Origin of the sequence: Acinetobacter sp. A1-4-2, from assembly GCF_040233925.1 — a bacterium.
Taxonomy (GTDB): Bacteria; Pseudomonadota; Gammaproteobacteria; order Pseudomonadales; family Moraxellaceae; genus Acinetobacter.
The window spans coordinates 2,338,664-2,360,933 of the sequence record NZ_CP157981.1; the positions used below are offsets into that span (position 1 = coordinate 2,338,664).

The 22,270-nt window shown below is 41.8% G+C and carries 20 protein-coding genes; 8 read left to right on the top strand and 12 right to left on the bottom strand.

The window, feature by feature from the left end; genetic code table 11:
* Positions 1–5: 5 nt before the first annotated feature.
* The gene (locus tag ABJ384_RS11380; RefSeq protein WP_349927420.1) at positions 6–3,602 is read left to right on the top strand and encodes an AAA family ATPase; all 3,597 of its coding nucleotides are present in this window, start codon (positions 6–8) and stop codon (positions 3,600–3,602) included.
* A gap of 81 nt (positions 3,603–3,683) precedes the next feature.
* Here the strand turns inward: ABJ384_RS11380 and ABJ384_RS11385 are convergent, their stop codons facing one another.
* Positions 3,684–4,481, bottom strand: coding sequence for a thioesterase family protein (locus ABJ384_RS11385; RefSeq protein ID WP_349927422.1), 798 nt, complete (start codon positions 4,479–4,481; stop codon positions 3,684–3,686).
* Between the two features lie 160 nt (positions 4,482–4,641).
* On the bottom strand, positions 4,642–5,328 hold the full coding sequence (locus tag ABJ384_RS11390) for a YggS family pyridoxal phosphate-dependent enzyme (RefSeq protein WP_349927424.1): 687 nt from the start codon (positions 5,326–5,328) through the stop codon (positions 4,642–4,644).
* Between the two features lie 123 nt (positions 5,329–5,451).
* On the opposite strand from ABJ384_RS11390, the gene ABJ384_RS11395 reads away from it, so the two are divergent.
* Entirely contained in the window at positions 5,452–6,489 is a 1,038-nt protein-coding gene (locus ABJ384_RS11395) for a type IV pilus twitching motility protein PilT (protein ID WP_086196416.1), read from the top strand.
* A 25-nt stretch (positions 6,490–6,514) separates the two neighbouring features.
* Positions 6,515–7,636, top strand: coding sequence for a PilT/PilU family type 4a pilus ATPase (locus ABJ384_RS11400; RefSeq protein ID WP_349927426.1), 1,122 nt, complete (start codon positions 6,515–6,517; stop codon positions 7,634–7,636).
* A gap of 71 nt (positions 7,637–7,707) precedes the next feature.
* Here ABJ384_RS11400 and fur read toward each other — a convergent pair whose 3' ends face one another.
* A complete protein-coding gene (fur, locus tag ABJ384_RS11405) occupies positions 7,708–8,145 on the bottom strand; it encodes a ferric iron uptake transcriptional regulator (protein ID WP_086175193.1) in 438 nt (145 codons plus the stop codon).
* A gap of 112 nt (positions 8,146–8,257) precedes the next feature.
* Between fur and bamE the strand changes: the two genes are divergently transcribed.
* Entirely contained in the window at positions 8,258–8,656 is a 399-nt protein-coding gene (bamE, locus tag ABJ384_RS11410) for an outer membrane protein assembly factor BamE (RefSeq protein ID WP_166171149.1), read from the top strand.
* 45 nt (positions 8,657–8,701) lie between these two features.
* On the opposite strand, the gene ABJ384_RS11415 is transcribed toward bamE, so the two are convergent.
* The 9 genes from ABJ384_RS11415 to ABJ384_RS11455 form a co-directional block, all read right to left on the bottom strand.
* Positions 8,702–9,025, bottom strand: coding sequence for an RnfH family protein (locus ABJ384_RS11415; RefSeq protein ID WP_349927428.1), 324 nt, complete (start codon positions 9,023–9,025; stop codon positions 8,702–8,704).
* Positions 9,025–10,107, bottom strand: coding sequence for a hypothetical protein (locus ABJ384_RS11420; protein ID WP_349927429.1), 1,083 nt, complete (start codon positions 10,105–10,107; stop codon positions 9,025–9,027). The genes ABJ384_RS11415 and ABJ384_RS11420 overlap by 1 nt, the downstream gene beginning before the upstream one ends.
* Positions 10,108–10,249: 142 nt before the next feature.
* Positions 10,250–10,705 (bottom strand): bacteriohemerythrin, encoded by a 456-nt coding sequence (locus tag ABJ384_RS11425; RefSeq protein ID WP_349927430.1) that lies wholly within the window; start codon positions 10,703–10,705, stop codon positions 10,250–10,252.
* Between the two features lie 417 nt (positions 10,706–11,122).
* Complete coding sequence (locus tag ABJ384_RS11430; protein WP_349927431.1) at positions 11,123–11,971, bottom strand: class II glutamine amidotransferase; 849 nt, start codon at positions 11,969–11,971, stop codon at positions 11,123–11,125.
* Positions 11,972–12,165: 194 nt separating this feature from the next.
* A complete protein-coding gene (gene argB / locus ABJ384_RS11435; protein ID WP_086196423.1) occupies positions 12,166–13,065 on the bottom strand; it encodes an acetylglutamate kinase in 900 nt (299 codons plus the stop codon).
* Positions 13,066–13,075: 10 nt separating this feature from the next.
* Positions 13,076–14,500, bottom strand: a complete 1,425-nt coding sequence (locus ABJ384_RS11440; protein WP_349929745.1) for a phosphomannomutase/phosphoglucomutase — start codon at positions 14,498–14,500, stop codon at positions 13,076–13,078.
* 461 nt (positions 14,501–14,961) lie between these two features.
* Positions 14,962–15,414: a dUTP diphosphatase gene (dut, locus tag ABJ384_RS11445; protein ID WP_166171142.1), complete on the bottom strand. Its 453-nt coding sequence runs from the start codon at positions 15,412–15,414 to the stop codon at positions 14,962–14,964.
* Between the two features lie 51 nt (positions 15,415–15,465).
* The gene (locus ABJ384_RS11450) at positions 15,466–17,505 is read right to left on the bottom strand and encodes a UvrD-helicase domain-containing protein (RefSeq protein ID WP_166171140.1); all 2,040 of its coding nucleotides are present in this window, start codon (positions 17,503–17,505) and stop codon (positions 15,466–15,468) included.
* Between the two features lie 135 nt (positions 17,506–17,640).
* Entirely contained in the window at positions 17,641–18,294 is a 654-nt protein-coding gene (locus ABJ384_RS11455; protein ID WP_086196426.1) for an OmpA family protein, read from the bottom strand.
* A 248-nt stretch (positions 18,295–18,542) separates the two neighbouring features.
* Here ABJ384_RS11455 and ABJ384_RS11460 point away from each other — a divergent pair, with 248 nt between their 5' ends.
* The 4 genes from ABJ384_RS11460 to minD all read left to right on the top strand — a co-directional run bounded on the left by ABJ384_RS11460 (position 18,543) and on the right by minD (position 22,270).
* Positions 18,543–19,466 carry an acyltransferase gene (locus ABJ384_RS11460; RefSeq protein WP_349927432.1) on the top strand — a complete coding sequence of 308 codons (924 nt, stop codon included), beginning with the start codon at positions 18,543–18,545 and terminating at the stop codon, positions 19,464–19,466.
* Between the two features lie 18 nt (positions 19,467–19,484).
* A complete protein-coding gene (locus tag ABJ384_RS11465) occupies positions 19,485–20,537 on the top strand; it encodes a preprotein translocase subunit SecA (RefSeq protein ID WP_349927434.1) in 1,053 nt (350 codons plus the stop codon).
* Between the two features lie 122 nt (positions 20,538–20,659).
* On the top strand, positions 20,660–21,391 hold the full coding sequence (gene minC, locus ABJ384_RS11470; RefSeq protein ID WP_349927436.1) for a septum site-determining protein MinC: 732 nt from the start codon (positions 20,660–20,662) through the stop codon (positions 21,389–21,391).
* A gap of 66 nt (positions 21,392–21,457) precedes the next feature.
* Positions 21,458–22,270, top strand: a complete 813-nt coding sequence (gene minD / locus ABJ384_RS11475) for a septum site-determining protein MinD (protein WP_086196430.1) — start codon at positions 21,458–21,460, stop codon at positions 22,268–22,270.

Sequence of the window (22,270 nt, forward strand, 5' to 3'; positions counted from 1 at the left end):
TGTCCATGAAAATTTTATCCATTCGTATAAAAAATTTAGCTTCGCTTTCGGGTGAGCATTTTATTGATTTTGAAACTGAACCTTTGGCCAGTGCGGGTTTGATTGCCATCGTCGGCAAAACCGGTGCCGGAAAATCCACCATTTTAGATGCCATGTGTCTGGCACTGTTCAACAAGATTCCACGTTTAAAAGACAGCGACGGAAAATTGCAGGATGTCGATGGTTCAGAGTTACTGACCAACTCACCTTTGACTGTTTTGCGCCGGGGTACCGCGCATGGCTTTGCCGAAGTTTGCTTTGTCGCACAGGACCAGAAACGCTATCTTGCACGCTGGGAACTGAAACGTTCACGTGAAAAAGCCGATGGCAAACTGCAAAGTGTGCAGCGCTATTTAACCTGCCTGACCGACGGCGTGGTGATTGCCGATAAAGCCAAAGCGGTCGATGCACATATTCATCAAATATGCCAACTCAGTTTTGAGCAATTTACCCGTGCAGTGTTATTGGCACAGTCGGAAGTGACGGCATTTTTAAAAGCCCGTGATAATGAACGTGGTGAACTGCTGGAATATCTGACCAATTCGAGTATTTTCGGAAAAATTGGCCAACTGGCTTATGAAAAAACCAAACAGATTGCCAATCAGCGCAAAGAGCTCGAAAACGTTTTAGGTCATATTGAGTTACTGTCTGAAGAGGATTTCACTGCCTACTCCTCAAAACTTCAACAACTGAACCAAGATCATCAAAAACTGGATATTGAAAAGCAAAATCTACAAAAGCAACAACAATGGTTTGAACAAAAACATAAACTTCAAGCTGATATACAAACACGTCAACAATATTTGGAGGCTCAGCAACAATATCTAGATGCACTTGCTCCGCAAAAAGCACAACTGCAACAACTTGAATGTTTTTCCTCTATTCGGCCTAGCGTCATTCTGCAGAAAAATTTAAATGCTGACATTGCAATACTTCAACCCAAATTAGAACACGTTCAGAAGCAATTCACGGTGATTGAACAACAATTCAATACTGAAAAATTGACCTTTGAAAAAATAGATAACGCGCAAAAACAGCAACATCAATTTGAAATTCAACATCAGCAAAACATTGAGATGGTTCGTGCTCGCATTGCCGATCGACGTGTTTTGGGTGATCAGTTGCTTAAAATTAAAGATGAACTAAAGACTTTACGGGAGCAGCACTCTCCTCTTGTAAATGCTGAACAGCAAGTCAAAAATGAGCTTCAACAATTACAACATGACATTATACAACACACTGCACTTTTGGCTGAATCTGCACATTTCAATCCTTTGGATGATGGGCTTTCGGCACATTTGAGCCAGTTACAACGCTTTATTCAAAGCTATACTCAATTTGAAAAAAACCATGGCAATGTGAGTCAAGCGCATCAGAATGTAATGCAACAACAGCAACAGCTTGAACAACTGACGCAGCAATATGGGCAAGATGATGAACTGAATCAAAAAATTGCTGCTATACGCACTGAGCGTGAACATCATTTACAACAGTTGAATCTACTTGATGTCACACACACGCATTGGCAAAACTTCCAAAATATTAGTGCTGAAAACTGCAAGCTAGTTTCGGCACAAAATAAGCTGCAACAACAAATTGACCAAAGTCATGCACAACTTCAATCTGCTGAAAAAGCCTATCAGGATCAAAAAATTGCACGTGAACAATTACAACAGATGTTGCAAAAGCAACGTTTACTCCATACTGAAAATATTGAACATTTAAGAGCGAGCCTGGTCGACGGCGAAGCATGTTTAGTTTGTGGTAGTACACATCATCCGTATATACAAAATCAGGATGCACTTTCAAACGAATTGTTCAAACTGCAAGAGCAACAAGAACAACAAGAACTTGAAAAAGAAAAAACGGCTTTCGAAGCATGGCAACATTTGCAAAAAATGTATGCCCAACAAATAGCATCATCGGAAGCAAATGCCCGCCAACTAGCAACACTGTCATCACGACTGCAGCCTGCTCAAACTCAGCTTGAACAACAACTTAATACGCTGAATATCCCCTTTGATTTCTCGCAAGATCATCTGGTATTAGATCAAGCCCTGGCGACAAAGGTTATTGAATTTCAACATACGCAAAAACAACTTGAAGATACACTCAGTACACATGAGCAAGTACAAAAACAGCGTCATGCACTTCTTCAAATAATTCAACAAACCAGCCAGCAACTTTCTGTCCTAAAACAGGCTGAAGAAAATATTCAAGATGTTGTAGGTTTATTGAATGACACCCAAGGTCAAGCATGGATTCACAATACGCTGAGTACGGCTGAACAAGTTCAAGTCATGTTATTACAGCGTAAAAATACCTTAAAACAACTGAACGATTTAAATGCTCAGCTTAATCAAAAATCGCAACAGCTCGATCAAGCTGTTCAAAATCTAAAATTTAGTCAGGAAAAAATTAAGACGACAGAAACTCGCATGGAAAACCTTACACAAGAAGGCAAACAGAATAGCGATTTAGCCATTCAAGCCATTTTTGACATGACACAAAGCAATGTTGAAAAACCACATGAATGGTTAGCGCAGTTCGATCAAAATAGACAACAATTGCACATTCAATTTAATCAAGCTCGTCAGCAGTTTGACCAAGTACGTCAAGCTTTTGAAAGCGCTCAAAGCACGCTAAAAGAATGTCAAACTCAGCAAACTCAATTTCAAACCCAAAAGCAAAATGTTGAACACAATATTCAACAGTGGTTAAGTCAGCATACAGATTTCAATGCGCTGTTATTGCAACAACTGAGCGAAATTTCACATGAACAAGAACAGCAACTTAAACAGCGTGTGGTCGATGTTGAACGAGCGCACTCAGATGCTCTAGCAAGTATTAAAGCCATTCAGGAACAGCTTCTACAACATATGGAACATCAACCTGAAATTGATGCTGAAACCCTATCTTCACAACTGACGACCGTTACTGAACAGCTCAAGCAATTGATTGAACAGCGGGATCAAGTGAAACTCAAAATTGAAATGCATCAACGTAATCTTGAAAAGCAAAAGCAATTTGCAGATCAAATTCAAGCCATTCAAAGTGAAGAACACCGTTGGAGTAAAATTTCAGGACTAATGGGCGATGCAAACGGCAAAAAATTCCGCGATTATGCGCAGCAATATAATCTGGATATCTTGATTGAGCATGCCAACCAGCAACTGGCCATGCTCTCGCAGCGCTATACCTTAAAACGTCTGGACAACTCCTTGAGTCTGGCGATTATTGACCACGATATGGATGGTGAAACCCGTTCGGTCGCTTCGCTTTCAGGTGGAGAATCCTTCCTGACTGCACTGGCCTTATCCCTGGCGATTGCCAATATGGCATCAGGTTCCATGAAAATTGAATCTTTGTTTATTGATGAAGGCTTTGGCACGCTGGATGCCTCATCTTTATATATGGTGATGAATGCGCTGGATCAATTACAGAATCAGGGTCGTAAAGTGGTGTTGATCTCGCATATTCAGGAAATGCACGAACGCATTCCGGTACAGATTCAGGTCAAGCCTTTGGGTGCTGGTGCAAGCACCATCGAGATTGTGGGATAAATTTAAAAGCTCGGCTCATCCAAGAAAACATCATTAAAAAGCCTAGACAATGCTCTAGGCTTTTTATCAGACAGATATCAGTTATGCGATGGGACGCAATGTCAAAATCTGTTCACTGCGCCCGAATGGCCCATAAAGATCATGCAACACAGAACTGGTCAGGCCAATGCCATCTTCGCCATACTGCTGCACGGTTTCCAAGCCCAGCCACTGACCTTGTGGCAAGCGGTGCAGATGGATCTGTAAATCCAAGTTTGGAAAGCCCCAGCTAAAAGGCACTTCTTGACGTGGTACAACGCCATTGGCGGTATCAACCATGCCCATCAAACGGACAAAATCAGTGGTAGGTTCACCTTCAATCATGTCATGCTGGGTTCGTAACCACACTATGCCCTTTCCAGCACGGCGCTCATGGCTTCTTGCTTCTATCGACTCAATATATCCGCCCGGCCACTGACGGATTCCCTCCCAGATTGATGCATGGTCAGGGCCAGCCACCTGAGCATCTTCCAGACTTTTCACGACCTGACTATTTTGCGTCATCATGCGCCAGGTCCGTGCCACAATACAGCTTTTCCCTTGAGCCTGCATTTCGGACTCAATCAGCTCAATGGTTTTCCCGGGGCGAATGACTTTGGTGGTGATACTAAACTCTCCAGCAGGAATCAGACCTAAAATATCTAAACTGATCCGGCCAATCCGCATCCCCTGACGTGGCATAAAACGGTCTAACTCTGCACAGATAATGCCTGTTGCGGGTGCCATGTGTTGCTCGTGCTCATTCCATGCACCCTGTGCCAGCAATGTAGATTGATAATGTGCCGTAACAATACCTGTCGCATCCGTATTGCGCCCGATCAGTTGATAATATGCCGCCATACACGTCCCTATTTCCCTAGTTTAATAAATAATTTCTTATCTAAAGTCGTTGTTTAGATTGTTTTTTGTACTCAACTTTAATGGAAAATTCAACTTTAAAAACAAAAACTGAACCCTAAGGTTCAGTTTTCCAAATCAGAAAAATTGGTGGTTCTGCGATTTATTTCGAATAATCCCGTGCACCAAACAATGCAGTGCCTACACGGACCATGGTTGAACCTGCGGCAATAGCTTCCTGCATATCCCCCGACATGCCCATGCTTAAGGTATCCCAATCTTCAGGATGGGCATGTTCAGTTTTTACACTTTCAAACAAAGCTTTGGCATCACTAAATGCCTGCGGATTATTCGGGGCAGGAATCACCATCAGACCACGCAATTTTAAATGCGGTAACTGGCTGATCTGCTTCACCAGCTCAGCCACTGCACCCGGTTGGCAGCCATCTTTGGTGTCTTGTGCATCAATATTGACCTGCAAACAAATATTCAGTGGCACCTGATTCGCCTCACGCTGACTCGACAAGCGCTCTGCAATAATCAAACGGTCTACTCCATGCACCCAGGCAAACTTTTCTGCCAGATGCTTGGTCTTGTTGCGCTGCACATGACCAATAAAATGCCATTCAATATCCAGATCACTTAAAGCCTCAATTTTATCTAAAGCTTCCTGTAAATAATTTTCTCCAAATGCACGTTGTCCAGTTTGGTACATCTCGCGCAAAGACTCACTTGGATGGGTCTTTGAAACAGCCAGCAACTGCACACTTTCTACATTGCGCCGGGCGTGTTTACAGGCATCTTCTATTTGCTGTATAACTTGATTTCGTGACTGTTGAAGACTATTCATTGACGAGGTTCTCATTTCATTCATCTTTTTTGGGCTTCCCTTACAACTAACTGTTGGTTAAGTTTTGGGAAAGCCTTATTATTCTATCAAAATAAATAACATTTAAATGAACTCGGGGAAATTATGGATATCACTGAACTTTTAGCGTTTTCAGCTAAAAACGGGGCATCAGATTTACACTTGTCTGCGGGGATGCCGCCACTGATCCGTGTCGATGGTGAAGTTCGCCGTATTAATCTGCCTGCTTTAGAACATAAAGAAGTACACAAACTTGTGTATGACATTATGAATGATAAACAGCGTCGTGATTTTGAAGAAAAGCTAGAAACAGACTTTTCATTTGAAGTTCCAGGTGTAGCTCGTTTCCGTGTGAATGCATTTAACCAGAACCGTGGTGCAGGTGCCGTGTTCCGTACCATTCCTTCAAAAGTACTTACCATTGAAGATCTGGGTATGGGTCAGATCTTTAAAGATATCTGTAATTACCCGCGTGGTATCGTACTGGTGACCGGACCTACAGGTTCAGGTAAATCTACTACACTAGCGGCCATGATCGACTATATTAATGATCAGCGTTATGACCATATCCTGACGGTAGAAGACCCGATCGAATTTGTACACGAATCTAAAAAATGCCTAGTCAACCAGCGTGAAGTACATCGCGATACCCATGGCTTTAATGAAGCTCTTCGTTCAGCACTGCGTGAAGACCCGGATATTATTCTGGTCGGTGAGATGCGTGACCTTGAAACCATCCGTTTGGCATTAACTGCCGCTGAAACCGGTCACCTGGTGTTTGGAACGCTACATACCACCTCTGCAGCAAAAACCATTGACCGTGTGATTGACGTATTCCCGGCAGAAGAAAAAGACATGGTTCGTGCCATGTTGTCTGAATCCTTACAAGCCGTGATTTCTCAAACATTATTGAAGAAAAATGGTGGTGGTCGTGTTGCAGCACATGAAATCATGATTGGTATTCCTGCCATCCGTAACCTGATCCGTGAAAACAAAGTGGCTCAAATGTATTCTGCCATTCAAACTGGTGCCAACTACGGTATGACCACGCTTGATCAAAGTTTAAAAACCCTGGTTGCAAAAGGTGTGATCAGTGCGCAAACTGCCCGCACCATGGCAAAACAACCAGAATCATTCTTATAAGTTTAAACGGATTTAGGATCTTATTATGGATTTTAACGACTTACTGAATTTGATGATTCAACAACAGGCATCCGACTTATTTATTACTGCCGATGTTGAACCGTCCATGAAAATTAATGGGCAGATTCTGCCCATTGCAAAGACCAAGCTGACTGGCGAAATTGTTGGACAACTTTTAAACTCAATAATGAGTGAAAAGCAACGTAAAGAATTTGCTGAAACACGCGAATGTAACTTTGCCATCAGCAACCGCGACAAAACTGCCCGTTTCCGTGTCAGTGCATTTCAACAACGCGATGAACCCGGTATGGTATTGCGTCGTATCGAAACCGTCATTCCGACCATGGAACAGCTGAAGCTACCGCCTATTTTAAAAGAATTGGCGATGACCAAGCGCGGTATCATCATGTTTGTGGGTGCAACCGGTACAGGTAAATCGACCTCTTTGGCTTCCATTATTGGTTATCGTAACCAGAATTCCAAAGGTCATATCATTACCATTGAAGACCCGATTGAATTTATTCATGAACATGCGGGCTGTATCATTACCCAGCGTGAAGTGGGCATTGATACCGACTCTTTTGAAGTTGCTTTGAAAAATACCCTGCGTCAGGCACCTGATGTTATTTTGATTGGTGAGATTCGTTCGCGCGAAACCATGGATTATGCGATTGCCTTTGCGGAAACCGGTCACTTGGTATTTGCCACGCTGCATGCCAACAACGCCAACCAGGCACTTGACCGGATTATTCACTTCTTTGAAGCAGACCGGCATAACCAGTTGTTTATGGATTTGTCTTTAAACATGAAAGCGATTGTGGCCCAGCAACTGATTCCAACGCTGGATGGCACTGGACGCCGTGCTGCAATTGAAATCCTGATCAATTCACCTTTAATTTCAGACCTAATCCGTAAAGGTGATGTGCATGAAATTAAAGACCTGATGAAACGTTCACGTGAACTGGGCATGCAAACCTTTGACCAGGCCCTGTTTGACTTGTACAAAGCCAAGCAAATTAGCTATAAAGATGCATTGAAACATGCCGACTCACCAAACGATCTGCGTTTGCAAATCAAGTTGTCGGAAGAAGGCGGCGATCGCTTAATGCGCGCCAGTTCGAATATTACTTTCGATGGTCAGGCTTAAGGCCCAGATTAAGATGCAAAAAAAACAGGCTTCAAATAAAGCCTGTTTTTTTAACTGATTCCAAGTCAGTATTATTTTTTACGTAATGCGTCCTGGCATTCCGCTGCATCACAATAACCATACAGATTTAGAGAGTGACCAGTTAAAGTAAAGCCAAATTTTTCAGCTACTTCATGTTGTTCATGTTCAATCACATCATTGGTGAATTCGACCACTTTATTACAATTTTGGCAAACAATATGATCATGATGATCTTCTTGCATAATTTCAAAAACTGAATGATTATTTTCAAAATGATGACGCTGGATAATACCTGCAGCTTCAAACTGTGTTAACACTCGATACACAGTTGCTAAACCGACATCTTCACCCTGTTCAAGTAAAGTCTTATAAATATCTTCTGCGCTTAAATGATGTTGTCTTGAATTTTCTAATAATTCTAATATTTTTATTCGTGGAAGCGTAACTTTAAGTCCAGCTTTGCGTAAATCTTGATTTGAAATAGGCATGTAAAAGGGTCTCTCAACAAATTTAAAGTTGGAATATGCAACAAAGTTAAGATGCAGTATGATCTATCCGTGGATCAAATGCATCATAATTAATTTGGGATAGTGTAGCAAAATGCAAAAAATCATGTTGACGTTATTCGTCACTTCACTGCTCGCAGGCTGTTCGACCTTGGGCGTTTATAAAGTTGATATTCCTCAAGGAACACCATTAACTCAAGCACAAGCATCAAAAATTCAAGTCGGTATGAGCCACCAACAAGTTCGCTTTTTGCTAGGCAGTCCAACGGTCACAGATCCAATGAATCCTTTACGTTGGGACTATATTTACAATTACATCCCAGGAACTTATGCTAAAAAAGCCAAGATTCCTGCAGCACATGGTCAACATTTAAAAATTTACTTCGATCAAACCGGTACGGTGCAAAAGATTGAAGGTCTAGAAACTATTCCAGAATCTCAACCCGGCTTACCAGGTTCAAAGGAAGCGATTTTAACTGCGCCACCACTATAGACGCTTTAAAATAAAAATAAACCCCTCATTGAGGGGTTTTTCTTATCACTTCAATTGTTTAAAGCGATTTCCACGACAATATCGCCCAACCGGGTTGGCTGCTGCACGTTTGCGTCGAATATCCTTCGGATTGATAGTTAGCGGTCGATAAATCTCGACACGGTCACCTGCTTGTAAAATATGGTGCAGATCTTTCAGGCGCACGCCAAAAATTCCCAGAGCAAGCGGTTCCGCCAAATCAACCTGTACCCGAATACCACTTTGTTCAATCGCATCTAAAGCCGTCATTCCTTGCTGAAAGGGCACCGCAATATGAAACTGTTGCTCGGGTGCTGCATAGGCGACCCAAACCTGTTGTGTCTCACTCATCAGAACAATTGCCCAATAATTGCGATTATCGCCAAAATAATCGAAACAGGTAACACCACACGAACAGCAATACGCCACAGGTTATAAAATAACTCATTGCTGAAATTCATCGCTTTACGCAGATGGCTAATTTTCATGATCCATCCGGCAAAAATGGCATAGATCAGGCAAATTGCTAAACCCCAAAGCATCAGCAGGCTATTGAAAACTGGAGTGATGGCTGGAATTGCCCAGACAAATACGGCAGCTAACATAAGCAACCATTGAATCACGATATTCAACTGACGGTGTAACAGCTGTTCACGCGCCATTTGCAATAACAATGCCGCAGCACTCACCACTGCAACCACAAAAGCCAAACTCGGGATTTGAGCATTGGCAGCAAAGAAACCAAAAGCAATTACCGCAAGTAACTGTGCAATCCAGATCGGCAATACTGTTTTAGTTGCAGTATCTTGCGGTTGAACTGCAGGCAAACTAATTTGCCAGTACAGCCCCATGCCTAAACCACTTGCTACCAGTGCCAAAACGGTAGCACTGCCCCACTCGCTAAATTCAAACGCTGTGACATGCCAAGCCGGCAAAGGAGTTCCCATCACATTGGCCAGAATTAAAGCAGCAAAAACACCAATCACCGTTAAAAGCAGAATAATTTTTCGTGGTGCAAATGAAAGTAAAACTGCAACTATCGCAAGAGCAATAAATAAAAAATTAGCTGCAATTCCATTAGCGGCAAAATGCTCCAGCAATTGCCCCGCACTCGACAATATGCCACCTGCCAGAAAAGGAATAAAGACCACGGCCAGCCAGCCAACGATACGCCATTTTTGCGAGGCATCCGCATCACGGGTCAAACTGGACAAGGCATTTAAAGCTGTGGTTTTAGAACGCTTTGCCAAAGCAATTTCTAAATAGCAGACCGGTAAAGCCAAAATAAGCATGGTACCTAACCATAACAGCCAAAAATCAAGCTGGCGATCAAGCTGAATCCCTACAATCGGTGCTAAAGTGGCAATGATGATAAAAGATAAACAAAATGCCATCAGCGGTGATAGCCATCGTGTCATAGCATTGTCCTGCATGATGCGTTCCTAAAAAAAGTCTTTCGCTATTTTGCCTTTCTCATAAGTGAAAATCAAAAAGAAAAAAGCAAACCATTATGCCTAATGATTTGCAGCGCAAGATTATTATCTTTTTTTTAATTGTAGTTATCTCATTTATCTTTTATGAGAAAAACCGAGCAAACCAGTTTTTACCTTTTTTCTGTTCTTTTTCTTTAATAATGCCCATCATGTTTTGTTTTACAGCACCGACATAATCAGCATCATCGTGCTGAATATGGTTAATCAGCCATTTCGCCAGTACTTCATGCAATTCACCTTCAATCGCATGTCCCATTTCAAAGCGATCACGATAAGATTCAATCTTTTTAATGAATAAATCATGGACACGTTTATGCGGTACGCGGTATTTATAACCCGCCTCTTCCTGCAAAGATTCTTCAAAAGTAAAATGCGACTGAGTGTAATCAATAATATTTTCAAGAATCTGTTTAATACGCGCACGGTCGGTATTTTCAACGATATCATCAATTTCATTGATGTAATCCAGAATTCGTTTATGTTGATCGTCAATCACATCGATGCCAGTATTATATTCTGGGACCCATTTCATTTTCATTACGACCACCTATCAGATATAAACGATTAATCACATAAATTCATAATATATTGATATTAAACAAATAAAAATGCACCAAAACAGTCGACTTTTAGTTTTTTTCATAAAATAAACATAAACCATTGATATATATATAATTATGATATAATACCTACTAAAAGGATAAAGTATTTTTTAACCAATCGCATTAAAAAATATGCTTTATTCAAAAGTTAACATGAGTTTATAAACTATATTTTTTAGAAGTCATTTTTTCATTATATTAAATAAATATTGTGCGATTATATAAAAATATCCAGAAGCCGTAAGATTAAAATCTGGCGATAAAATTTTAAAATATTTCAACTAATTATAAATAATAAAGCCAGATATTTATCTAATAAATATCTGACACTAAAGTTTTATCTGAAATTGCAATCAATATTGATCGGCTTTAGTGATTCGTTTCAATGCCGGATTCAAGCGTTCACGTTCTAAACGTTCAACATGAGTCTGCTGTTTCCGAACCGGTCGGCCATCCTGAAATAAAATCATCTCTCCTGGTACAAAAGCGTTCCAGGTTTCATTTTGGGTTAAAGGTTCTGTGGTAATGATGGCGACACGATCTTCTGGAGTCGTCACCTGACTGAAATCAACTTCAACGTCCAGATCAATCAATTGTGCAGGTTTAAAAGGATATTCACGTACCAGCCAGTGCAATTTGGTAATTGCATACGTAAAGAGTGCCTGACCGTTCGACAGGCAGAAATTAAAGGTGCCATGTTCGGCTATTTTTGGAGAAACTTCAGCCAATAAATCGAACACCTGATCGAGTTTGGGTTCATGATAACCAAACTTAAGTACCAGTTGATCTAATAAATAACAGAATGCGCGCTCACTGTCGGTATTGCCGACCGGAGTAAAACGCCCCGATAAAGTTGGATTAAAGTCATGTAAATCACCATTATGGGCAAAAATCCACTGCCGTCCCCAAAGCTCACGGCTAAAGGGATGTGAATTTTCCAGATTGATTTTACCCTGGGTGGCTTTACGGATATGTGCAATCACATTGCGCGACTTAATTGGATAATTACGGATCAGTTCAGCAATCGGCGATTCAACTGCGGATTGATTATCGACAAAAAGTCGGCAGGCTTTATCTTCAAAAAAAGCAATGCCAAAACCATCACAATGGTCTGAGGTAATGCCAGCACGCTGAGAAAAACCACGAAATGAGAAAGTCACATCCGTTGGCGTAGCACAATTCATTCCGAGTAACTGGCACATAATCTTGATCAAACAGCAAATACATGATTTTTCTATTTTGCATGAGTGGGCAGAGGGTTGCAAATCTCAATTCACGATAGTCATCACGATTTTATGTATTAAGACAAAATTGAGATTTCAATCATCAGTCTATTGAGCAGGTCAAAATAGTCGCCATAAAAAAGCCTCACAAGGAGGCTTTTTAAAATCACGGTTTAATGCTTGGCACGGTTGGTAATTAAAGTTCCTACCCCATGATCGGTAAAAATTTCCAATAAAGTGGCATGTGGAACACGGCCATCAACAATATGTGCGCTGACCACGCCACCTTTGACTGCATCTAGTGCACAGCCCACTTTTGGAATCATGCCGCCATAAATCACACCGGTTTCTATTAAACGGTCCACTTCCTGGGTCGTTAAACCCGTCAGCAGGTTTTTATTTTCGTCCAGCACACCGGTGATATTGGTCAACAGAATAAGTTTTTCTGCGCCTAAAGCTTCAGCGACTTTACCTGCCACCAAATCGGCATTGATGTTATAGGTATTGCCTTCTTCATCTACACCTAGAGGCGCAATCACAGGAATGAAATCACCTTGGGTAAACATTTCCAGAACGTCGGTTTTCACACCAACGACTTCCCCCACCAGACCAAGATCAATTTGCTTGACCGTGCCATCTTCAGCGGTTTTTTCCATCAGTAGCTTTTGCGCACGTAACAGGTTGCCATCTTTACCGGTCAAACCAATGGCACGACCGCCATGCTGATTGATCAGATTGACGATGGATTTATTCACGCTACCACCCAAGACCATTTCCACCACTTCCATGGTTGCAGGGTCAGTGACACGCATGCCATCAATACGGTCAGATTCTCGGCCTAACTGTTTCAAAAATGAATCAACTTGCGGGCCGCCACCATGAACCACTATCGGATTCAAACCGACCGTTTTTAACAATACAATGTCACGCGCAAACGAGCTTTCCAGCTCTGGGTCGGTCATTGCATTGCCACCATATTTCACAACCAGCGTTTTACCTGCAAAACGTTGAATGTACGGCAAAGCTTCAGTCAAAACTTGTGCTTTGTCGAGGCCGGTATGTTGATATGGCATTCACCTCTCCTTATTGAGCATCTAAAATGTCTTGTGCGATTTGAGGATATCGGTCACTTAACATGGAAACAAATGTATGTCGAATATCGTTTAATCTTACCGGATTATCCGCATCAAAGCGCACGGTAAAATATTCCCCGGTATTCGATGCCCGAATAATGCCAAATCCATCTTTAAAATCAAGTCGTACCCCATCAATTTTACTTAACTGGGCACCAAAATCCTGACTTTGCATTTCGACATCATGCAATACTGCTTTGGGCTCTATGTTATGGGTACTGATATAGGTATCTTCAGTGCAATAACGTTCCGGATAAGCCTTTAAGGCCTGGGATAGGGTTAAATCAGCCTGCGAACCAAGATATTCCAGTACCCGTAATGCCGCATACAAGCCATCATCATAGCCAAAACCACGCCCGTCATTAAACACATAATGACCTGCATATTCTCCACCAAATACAGCTCTGCCTTTGGACTGCGACATGTAAGTCCGTAAAAAAGAGCTTCCGGTACGGATCATTTTGGCCTGTCCGCCTAGATGACACACAGTATTGCCTACCATGGTGGAACATTTGACATCAAAAACCACTTCATGACCAGGATGCGTTTTCAGGCACATTTCTGAAAATAGCGACAACAACCGGTCTGCGGAGATTGTGGTGCCATGTTCATCAATCAACACCACTCGGTCGCCATCGCCATCCAGAGCAATACCAATATCAGCCTGCTGTTCAAGCACGGTCTGCTTTAACTCTGCCAGATTTTTCTCTTGTGACGGATCGGGTGCATGGTCAGGAAAATGGCCATTGGCTTCACAGCGGATAGTGGTCAGTTCACAGCCCAGTTTTTTTAACACTAAAGCTGCACAACATCCAGCTGAACCATTCAAGCCATCCAGCACCACCTTAAATGGTCGCTTTAACTGGATATCGTTTAGGAGTGCCTGTTGATATTCAAGACAGTATTTCACCACAATTTCATGCTGAACCAGTTGAATCACCAGATTATGTAATAGATCAAAAGCCGCGCTCGCGCTCTGACCGACCTGTTGAATCATGTCTGGACAGGGTGGTTCACCCTGAACAATCCATTTAATTCCATTGTCAGTTTTTGGATTATGGCTGGCTGTAATCATAATGCCATTACCGCCAAACTGACGGGCAATAAAATATAAAAGGGGTGTCGAACAACAGCCAATGATTGTGGCATGCAGTCCTTTTTCTTCACATACCCGTCTGATAATTTCTGCATATTGAGGACTGGTTAAACGTGCATCATAGCCGATAGCCAGCTGTGTTTGCCCAGCCTTGTGATATTGCTCAACCAATCCATAAGCAGTCGCTTGTACAATTTCAGGCGTCAAAAGTGATATTTTTCCACGAATATCATAGGCACGAAAAATTTGTAGAGGAAATTTTTTATTTTTAAAATTCATGATGACATCTTCTACTTTAGAATAACCCATGAAATGAGAATTTCATAGCATGCTGGATTAGCTCAGTATTCACAACCAGTGCATCATCTGATGAAATAAGAAGATTAATATTTAAAAGCATTTCGTGTTATTAAGCAACGGTAAAAGTTACTTACAATTTTGTTTTAAAAATACTTTATTTGATTGAAAAATAAATCATTTGTGAAATTAAAAAACAAAAGTATTCAAATAACTTTAATTTAAAACAATTATTTACAAAAACAATAAAATATTTTTAACTGATCCATACATTAAAAATTATTTTGCATTTTAATAATATAATTCATTGTTTATTTGTACTTTTTTTATAAAAAAGCTAATAATCTTAAATAAAAGCCTGTTCAAATTAAAGAATAAAACCTGACACAAACAAATAATATTGTTTAAGCATCAGGTTTTGTCATCTTTATGCTAAATCAAACTTAGCCTTTACCCGTATGGCCAAAACCGCCAGCACCGCGTTCAGTCGCTTCAAATTCATTCACAATATCAAACTGCGCCTGGACAACAGGAACAAGTACATATTGTGCTAAACGTTCACCCGGTTGCAAGGTAAATGCTGTTTGGCTACGATTCCAAACCGATACCATCAACTCGCCTTGATAATCCGAATCAATCAGGCCGACCAGATTGCCTAAAACAATCCCATGTTTATGGCCCAGACCTGAACGCGGCAAAATTAAGCCAGCAAAATTTGTATCTTCAATATAAATAGCCAAACCGGTTTTCACCAATACTGTTTGACCCGGTTCAATGACAGTCGCTTCATCGACACAAGCGCGCAAGTCCAAACCTGCTGAACCCGAAGTCGCATAGGTAGGCATCGGCCATTCATTGCCTAAACGTGTATCGAGCACTTTCACTTGAACTTTCATTTGTTTTTTCCTAATTGCATAGTTTAAATGTTGCATGGTTTAAATCGTGAATTAACGCTTGATTAGGGCGCGTAAATTTTCCAGATAATGCTGGGCTTGCAATTTTGGATCAATATTGCCTGCCAATTTTTTCTTGCGACCCAGCCATTCCAGCTCATCTTGCGGCAATTCATCCAGAAAGCGGCTTGGCGTCATCTGTTTCATCTGTCCGCCCGCTTTACGCTGCTCGGCCAAAGTAATGGTCAAACCTTGACGGGCACGGGTAATACCCACGTACATCAAACGGCGTTCTTCTTCCACGGTTTCGGCTGCAATCGAGTTTTTATGCGGCAGAATTTCTTCTTCCAGTCCAATCAGATAGACATAAGGAAATTCCAGACCTTTGGATGCATGCAAAGTCAATAAATTCACTTTATCGGTATCTTCTTCTTCCTGCTGCTGCTCCAGCATATCCAGCAGTACCATTTTACGAATCACGCTTTCAATATTCTTGTCATCCACATCTTCAGCGCGGTTAATTAGACTCTGAATGCTGCTATACAGCACTTCAATATTATCCAGCTTGGTTTTTTCCTGCGCTGGCGTTGCTGCGGATTCCTTGATGTAATCGATATAGCCTGCTTCCTGCATCATCTGGCGAATAATTGGTACAGGCTCGTCATCATCCAGTAAATTACGGGTGAAATTTCCAATAAAATCAGAAAATTCAGCCAGTTGTGTAGTCGCTTTTTTCGGCATTACCATGGTCAGGCGCTGATCACCTGCCGCTGCCAGCAATGACAAATGATTTTCCTGTGCAAATAGACCTAACTTTTCTAAGGTTACAGGTCCAATGGCTCGTTTCGGCGTGTTAATAATCCGTAAAAATGCACTGTCATCTTCAGGGTTAATAATCAGACGCAAATAACTCATGATGTCTTTAATTTCTGCACGAGCAAAGAAAGACTGGCCACCAGAAAGCTTGTATGGAATCTGCATTTGACGCAGCTGTGTTTCTAAAATACGGGCCTGAAAATTACCGCGATACAAAATCGCATAATCCTTCCAGTTTTTTCCATTCATCAGCTTATGGGTGATCAGATCCTTCACTACGCGTTCGGATTCATCATCATCATTACGGCAGGTAATCACGCGAATCACCTCACCGTGGCCTTTATCTGACCAGAGCTTTTTATCAAAAATATGCGGATTATTGCCAATCACCGTATTCGCCGCTTTCAAAATACGGCTGGTGGAACGGTAATTTTGTTCTAATTTAATGACTTTTAAATTCGGAAAATCTTCCTTCAACAAAGCCATATTTTCAGGCTTTGCCCCACGCCAAGCATAAATGGACTGGTCATCATCACCTACCGCAGTGAACTGTCCCATCACACCGACCAGCAGTTTCACCAGAATATACTGCGCGGTATTGGTATCCTGATATTCATCCACCAGCAGATAACGCACCCGATTTTGCCATTTATCCCGAACTTCGGCATTTTCCTGCAATAGGCGGGTTGGCATCACGATCAAGTCGTCAAAATCCACGGCATTATAAGCACGCAAGTTGCGTTCATAGAGCTGATATAAATGCGCAAACTGGACATCTTCGGCGGTTTCACAGGTGGTATGCGCTTGTTCCGGTGGAATCAGGTCATTTTTCCAGTCCGAAATCATCTTCATTGCCTTGGCAATGAGTTCTTTACTTTCCGCGCCGGATAAATTATCACGGTGCATTAAATCCATCAGGATGCGCTTACAATCATCGGCATCCAGAATAGAAAAATTATTTTTTAATGGGGTATGTTTGAGTTCCAATCGGAGCAAATTCAGACCAAAGGTATGGAAAGTTGAAACAGACAGACCTTTGGCTTCTTCACGAGACAATAATTTACCAACACGCTCCTTCATTTCGCGTGCTGCTTTGTTGGTAAAGGTCATGGCCGTGATCCGATGTGCCGGTATACCGCAATTCTTGACCAAATGAGCGACTTTTCGCGTAATTACCGAGGTTTTACCCGAACCTGCCCCTGCAAGTACTAACAAGGGCCCTTGAGTGTATTTCATAGCTTCAAGTTGCTTGTCATTCAGTTGACTTGCCGACGACATAGGATTTCCTCGTGTTAATTGGAGCTCGATTATAGTCATCTCCGCCCAACTTGCATAACCTAAAATACAGATTTGACATTCATAAAAAAACCACCCGAAGGTGGTCTTTTCAATTCATCATTAACGCATGAAGAATTATTGAACCGCGTAAATGCTGATTTCTACACGACGGTTTTGTTCACGGCCTTCAGCTGTCGCATTTGATGCGATCGGGTTCGCTGAACCTTGACCTTGTGCATTAATACGCGTACGTGCCACGCCCTGACCGGCAAGATAGTTAGCTACTGATTGAGCACGCGCTTGAGACAATGGAATGTTAATCGAGTCATTACCCGTGCTGTCTGTATAACCTGTTACAAGAATACCGCTCTTGTTGTCTTCAGTCAGTGTTTGCGCAACTTTGTTCAAAGTCGCGTAGAAGTTCGGTTTGATATTTGATTTGTTGGTATCAAAAGTAATATTACCCGGCATAATCAGGCCAACAGAACCATCCGGATTACGTGTAACATCTACACCAGTACCCGCCATTTGTTGACGTAATTTTTTCTCTTTATTGTCCAGATATACACCTGTTGCACCGCCTAATACAGCACCGATTGCTGCAGCACGGTTATTTTGAGCGCTTGTATTTGCGTTGCTTTTAGAAAGACCATAACCCGCAGCTGCACCCACTATTGCGCCAATTGCTGTTTTATCGTATTCCATACCGCCAATGTTGTTGCCAGTTGTTTGACAGCCTGATAGTGCCAATGCCCCTGCTACTGCTGCTGAAATGACTAGTGCACGCATCGCATGCCTCCTTCTTGTGTTTTATCGTATGCTGGAATAATGAATTAAAAAAAATCGGCATACCATTGATTTTTTGTAAATAACCCATTTATTAGTTACATTTTGTAATATTTCAGCTGAGTGTCAAGAATAACTTCAGCACAATTTCTCCATACTTGTATGAATAGACTTTTTTATTTTAAATTCTACAATTATATTGAATACTGAATAAAAACCTTCGATGATTTTCTTTTAAGGCCTTTTTTTATATGTCATCTCAAAATACCAAGCAACCGATATTAAAAAAAATATCTCGCGGGCTTACTGTCGGATCGGTCATTACTGGAAGCACTTTTTTTCATGGACCACCTGTACTGGCTTTGGGATTAACCAAACTAATTAAAAAATCACGTAAAATAGACGAAACCAACATTCAAATTACCAACAGCTGGCTCAGTGTCAATAATTGGCTGATCGACCATGTATTGCCCAACTTAAAGTGGGATATCACGATTGAGGAAGGTTTAGAGCTCAGTATGCAAGGCCGTTACCTGATGACCTGCAACCATCAAAGCTGGGTAGATACTACGGTAAATCAATACTTTGGTTTAACCCGCATGCCACTTACCCGTTTCTTTACCAAGTGGGAGCTGATCTTTATTCCTTTCGTCGGACAAGCATTTAAAATTTTGGGCTTCCCGATGATGAAGCGTCATAGCAAGGAACAGATAGCCAAAAATCCGGAACTTAAAACACGTGATATGGAAGAATCGCGTAAAGCCTGCGAGCAGCTATTAAGTCAACCGTTTACCTTATTGAACTATTTGGAAGGTACGCGCTTTACACCAGAGAAACATGCACAGCAGCAATCACCTTATAAGCATTTACTCAAACCTAAAGCGGGTGGCTTAGCCTTGGCCCTCAATATTTTAGGTGACAAAATTGATGCGCTGGTCGACATGACTATTGTTTATCCGGATGGTGTCCCAGGTTATGGCGATTTCTGGCTAGGAGAGGTCAATCGCATTGCGGTGAATTTGCGTAAAATCGAGATTCCAGACTGGGTATTAGGCGGTAATTATGAAGATGATGCTGAATATCGGGAACGTTTTCAGCAATGGGTGCATGAACTATGGACTGAAAAAGACCAGCTGATTGAACGCATGCAGCAAGAATTGGCTGCGAAAGCTTAAGCATACCTAAGGAAGAAAATGAAGCAAGACGACCAGATTAAGCCCCCAACTTTTTCTTTTGTAAAAAAAGGCACCTGGGGATGGAAAGTCGCACTGGGCTATGACATTTTTATGATGATTCTGATCATCATCAACCTGTTCTGCCTGAGTGCCAATGCCATTCTGATGAGTGATTTTGGCGGCTGGCTGTTTGACTTCATTCATCTTCCCGAGCTGTTGCAGTTTTACCGTAACTCATTGCGTCCCTGGGTCATCATTACCGAAAGCTGGTTTACCAGTTTTCTGGTCATTGAACTGCTGGCCCGCTGGATAATTGCGGTCATTGGGCAACATCATAAGCGCTGGTTTTTCTTTCCCTTTATTCACTGGTACGAAATTCTCTCCATTATTCCGCAGCTGCGTTTCTTACGTTTATTACGTGCCGGGGCCATCGGCTACAACCTGCACCAGCATGGTTATAAAGTCATTCCGGACGCTTGGTATCGGCGGGCTAAATTCTATTACCACATGGTGCTTGAAGAACTCACCAGCCGTATTGTACTTACGGTCTTAGATGGCATAAAACGTGAACTCTCGACCAGTACCACACATAAAAAACTGATTGAAGATCTGGTTGCCCATCACCGTGATATGTTTGCCGCTGCCCTGGCGGATATTTTGCAAGAGTCTTTAGGCAAAGAGCTGCAAGCGCAAAAAATCATGATTGCCGAAAATGTCGGCGACATTGTCAATCGTGCCATTGAAGACACCCCTGAACTGACCCAATTATTGCGCCTGATTCCGATTGTGGGGGGACGCATCGAGCAACAAATCCAGAGCATTGGACAACGTTTGGGAGAAAATATTACGCTGGGGCTGATTGAACCTTTTGCATATGGTCATAAAAATGAAAAAAATCTGGCATATTTAGAAATTTCAAATAAAATCAGTCAAATACAATTTGAAAATAATACCTATGTGGAAAAACTAGTGGAATCGGCTGTTTTTGAGAGTTTAGAAGCCATTCGCAAACAGGTAAAAGTAAAACAATGGCAACAAATCCTGGAACAGCATGATCAAGTTAAAGAATGATCATGAGATTAAAAATATTGAAAACGTGGCTAGAGAAAAGCTGCAATTTGTTCTAGCATTTGCTCTATTTACAACATCACTTCGACATAAAATTAATGAGTCAGAAGTCTTAAGGAATAATTATGGCTGATATACGGATTACAGGAAGAATGGTTAATTTTACCCGATTAACTTTTGACACCAATGATCACAATGCAATCCGCCAGCAATTGACTCAAATGCTCCAAGAAACTGCTTCTCATGGCACGCTAGTCATTATTGACAGCACGGTAGAACAGGAACTGATTGCACTGATTCAGCTATTGATCAGTCTGGACTTACAGCCGATGGGCGTGATTGACGGTATTCTTTCCGATGAAGCCCGGGCCATTCAGTTTCCTATTCTGCCCGCAGACAACAAACCCTTACAACGTATTAAAGCGACCAAAGAACAAGTGGTTGAGGCCAAACCTGAAGTTAACTCTGCCCTACCCCAAGATGCTGAAGAAGTGCCAGTTAAACCAAGTCGTGTCATCAGCCATGTGACCTCTTATCACGATGAAATTTTGCGCACCGGTCAATGCCTGGTTCAGGATCATGGCGATATTATTCTGAATGCCGGGATCAATAGCGGCTCTGAAGTCATTGCTTCAGGAAATATACATATTTATGGTAGCGCTCGTGGTAGAGTCATCGCCGGCGCAGGCGGGAACGGTGCAGCACGGATTTTCTGCCATTCCCTGGAAGCAGAACTGGTATCGATTGCAGGGACATATTGTGTGGCAGATGACATTCCACAGCATGTCCTGAAAAAATCTGTCCATATTTACTTGAATGATCATCAAGAACTTGTCTTTGAAGTTCTCGAGTTTTAATGTATAAATAAACACCAAAAGCCTCATATTTAAAAAGGGGTTTGAACCATAACAGGAGTGGATTCGGTGGCGAAAATTGTTGTCGTAACATCAGGCAAAGGTGGTGTAGGTAAAACTACTACAAGTGCATCTTTTGCAACAGGTTTAGCCCTTCGTGGTCACAAAACTGTTGTGATCGATTTTGACGTGGGTTTACGTAACCTTGATTTAATTATGGGTTGTGAACGTCGCGTTGTTTATGATTTTGTGAATGTATTGAATAACGAAGCGCGTCTTCAACAAGCACTTATTCGTGACAAAGATATTGAAAATTTATATATTTTGCCTGCATCACAGACCCGTGACAAAGATGCCTTGACCGATGAAGGTGTTGCACGCGTTATGGATGAACTTTCTCAAGAATTTGATTACATTATTTGTGATTCGCCTGCAGGGATTGAACGTGGTGCCATCATGGCCATGTATCATGCAGATGAAGCGATCATTGTGACTAACCCGGAAATTTCTTCTGTACGTGACTCTGACCGCATTATTGGTATGCTGGACAGCAAAACCAAAAAGGTAGAACAGAACGAAGGTCGCATCCGTAAGCATCTTTGTATTACACGTTTCAACCCTGAACGTGCCGATAAACAAGAAATGTTAACCATTGACGATATTTCTAAAGATATCTTACGTGTCCCTACACTAGGTGTGATTCCTGAATGTAAGAGCGTACTGCAAGCGTCTAATGAAGGTAAACCGGTTATTCTGTTTACTGAAGAAGCTGCAGGTCAGGCTTATGATGACCTTGTAGCGCGCTTTTTGGGTGAAGAACGTCCTTACCGTCATATTGAAGTCAAACCTAAAGGCTGGTTAGCAAGACTATTTGGAGCGTAA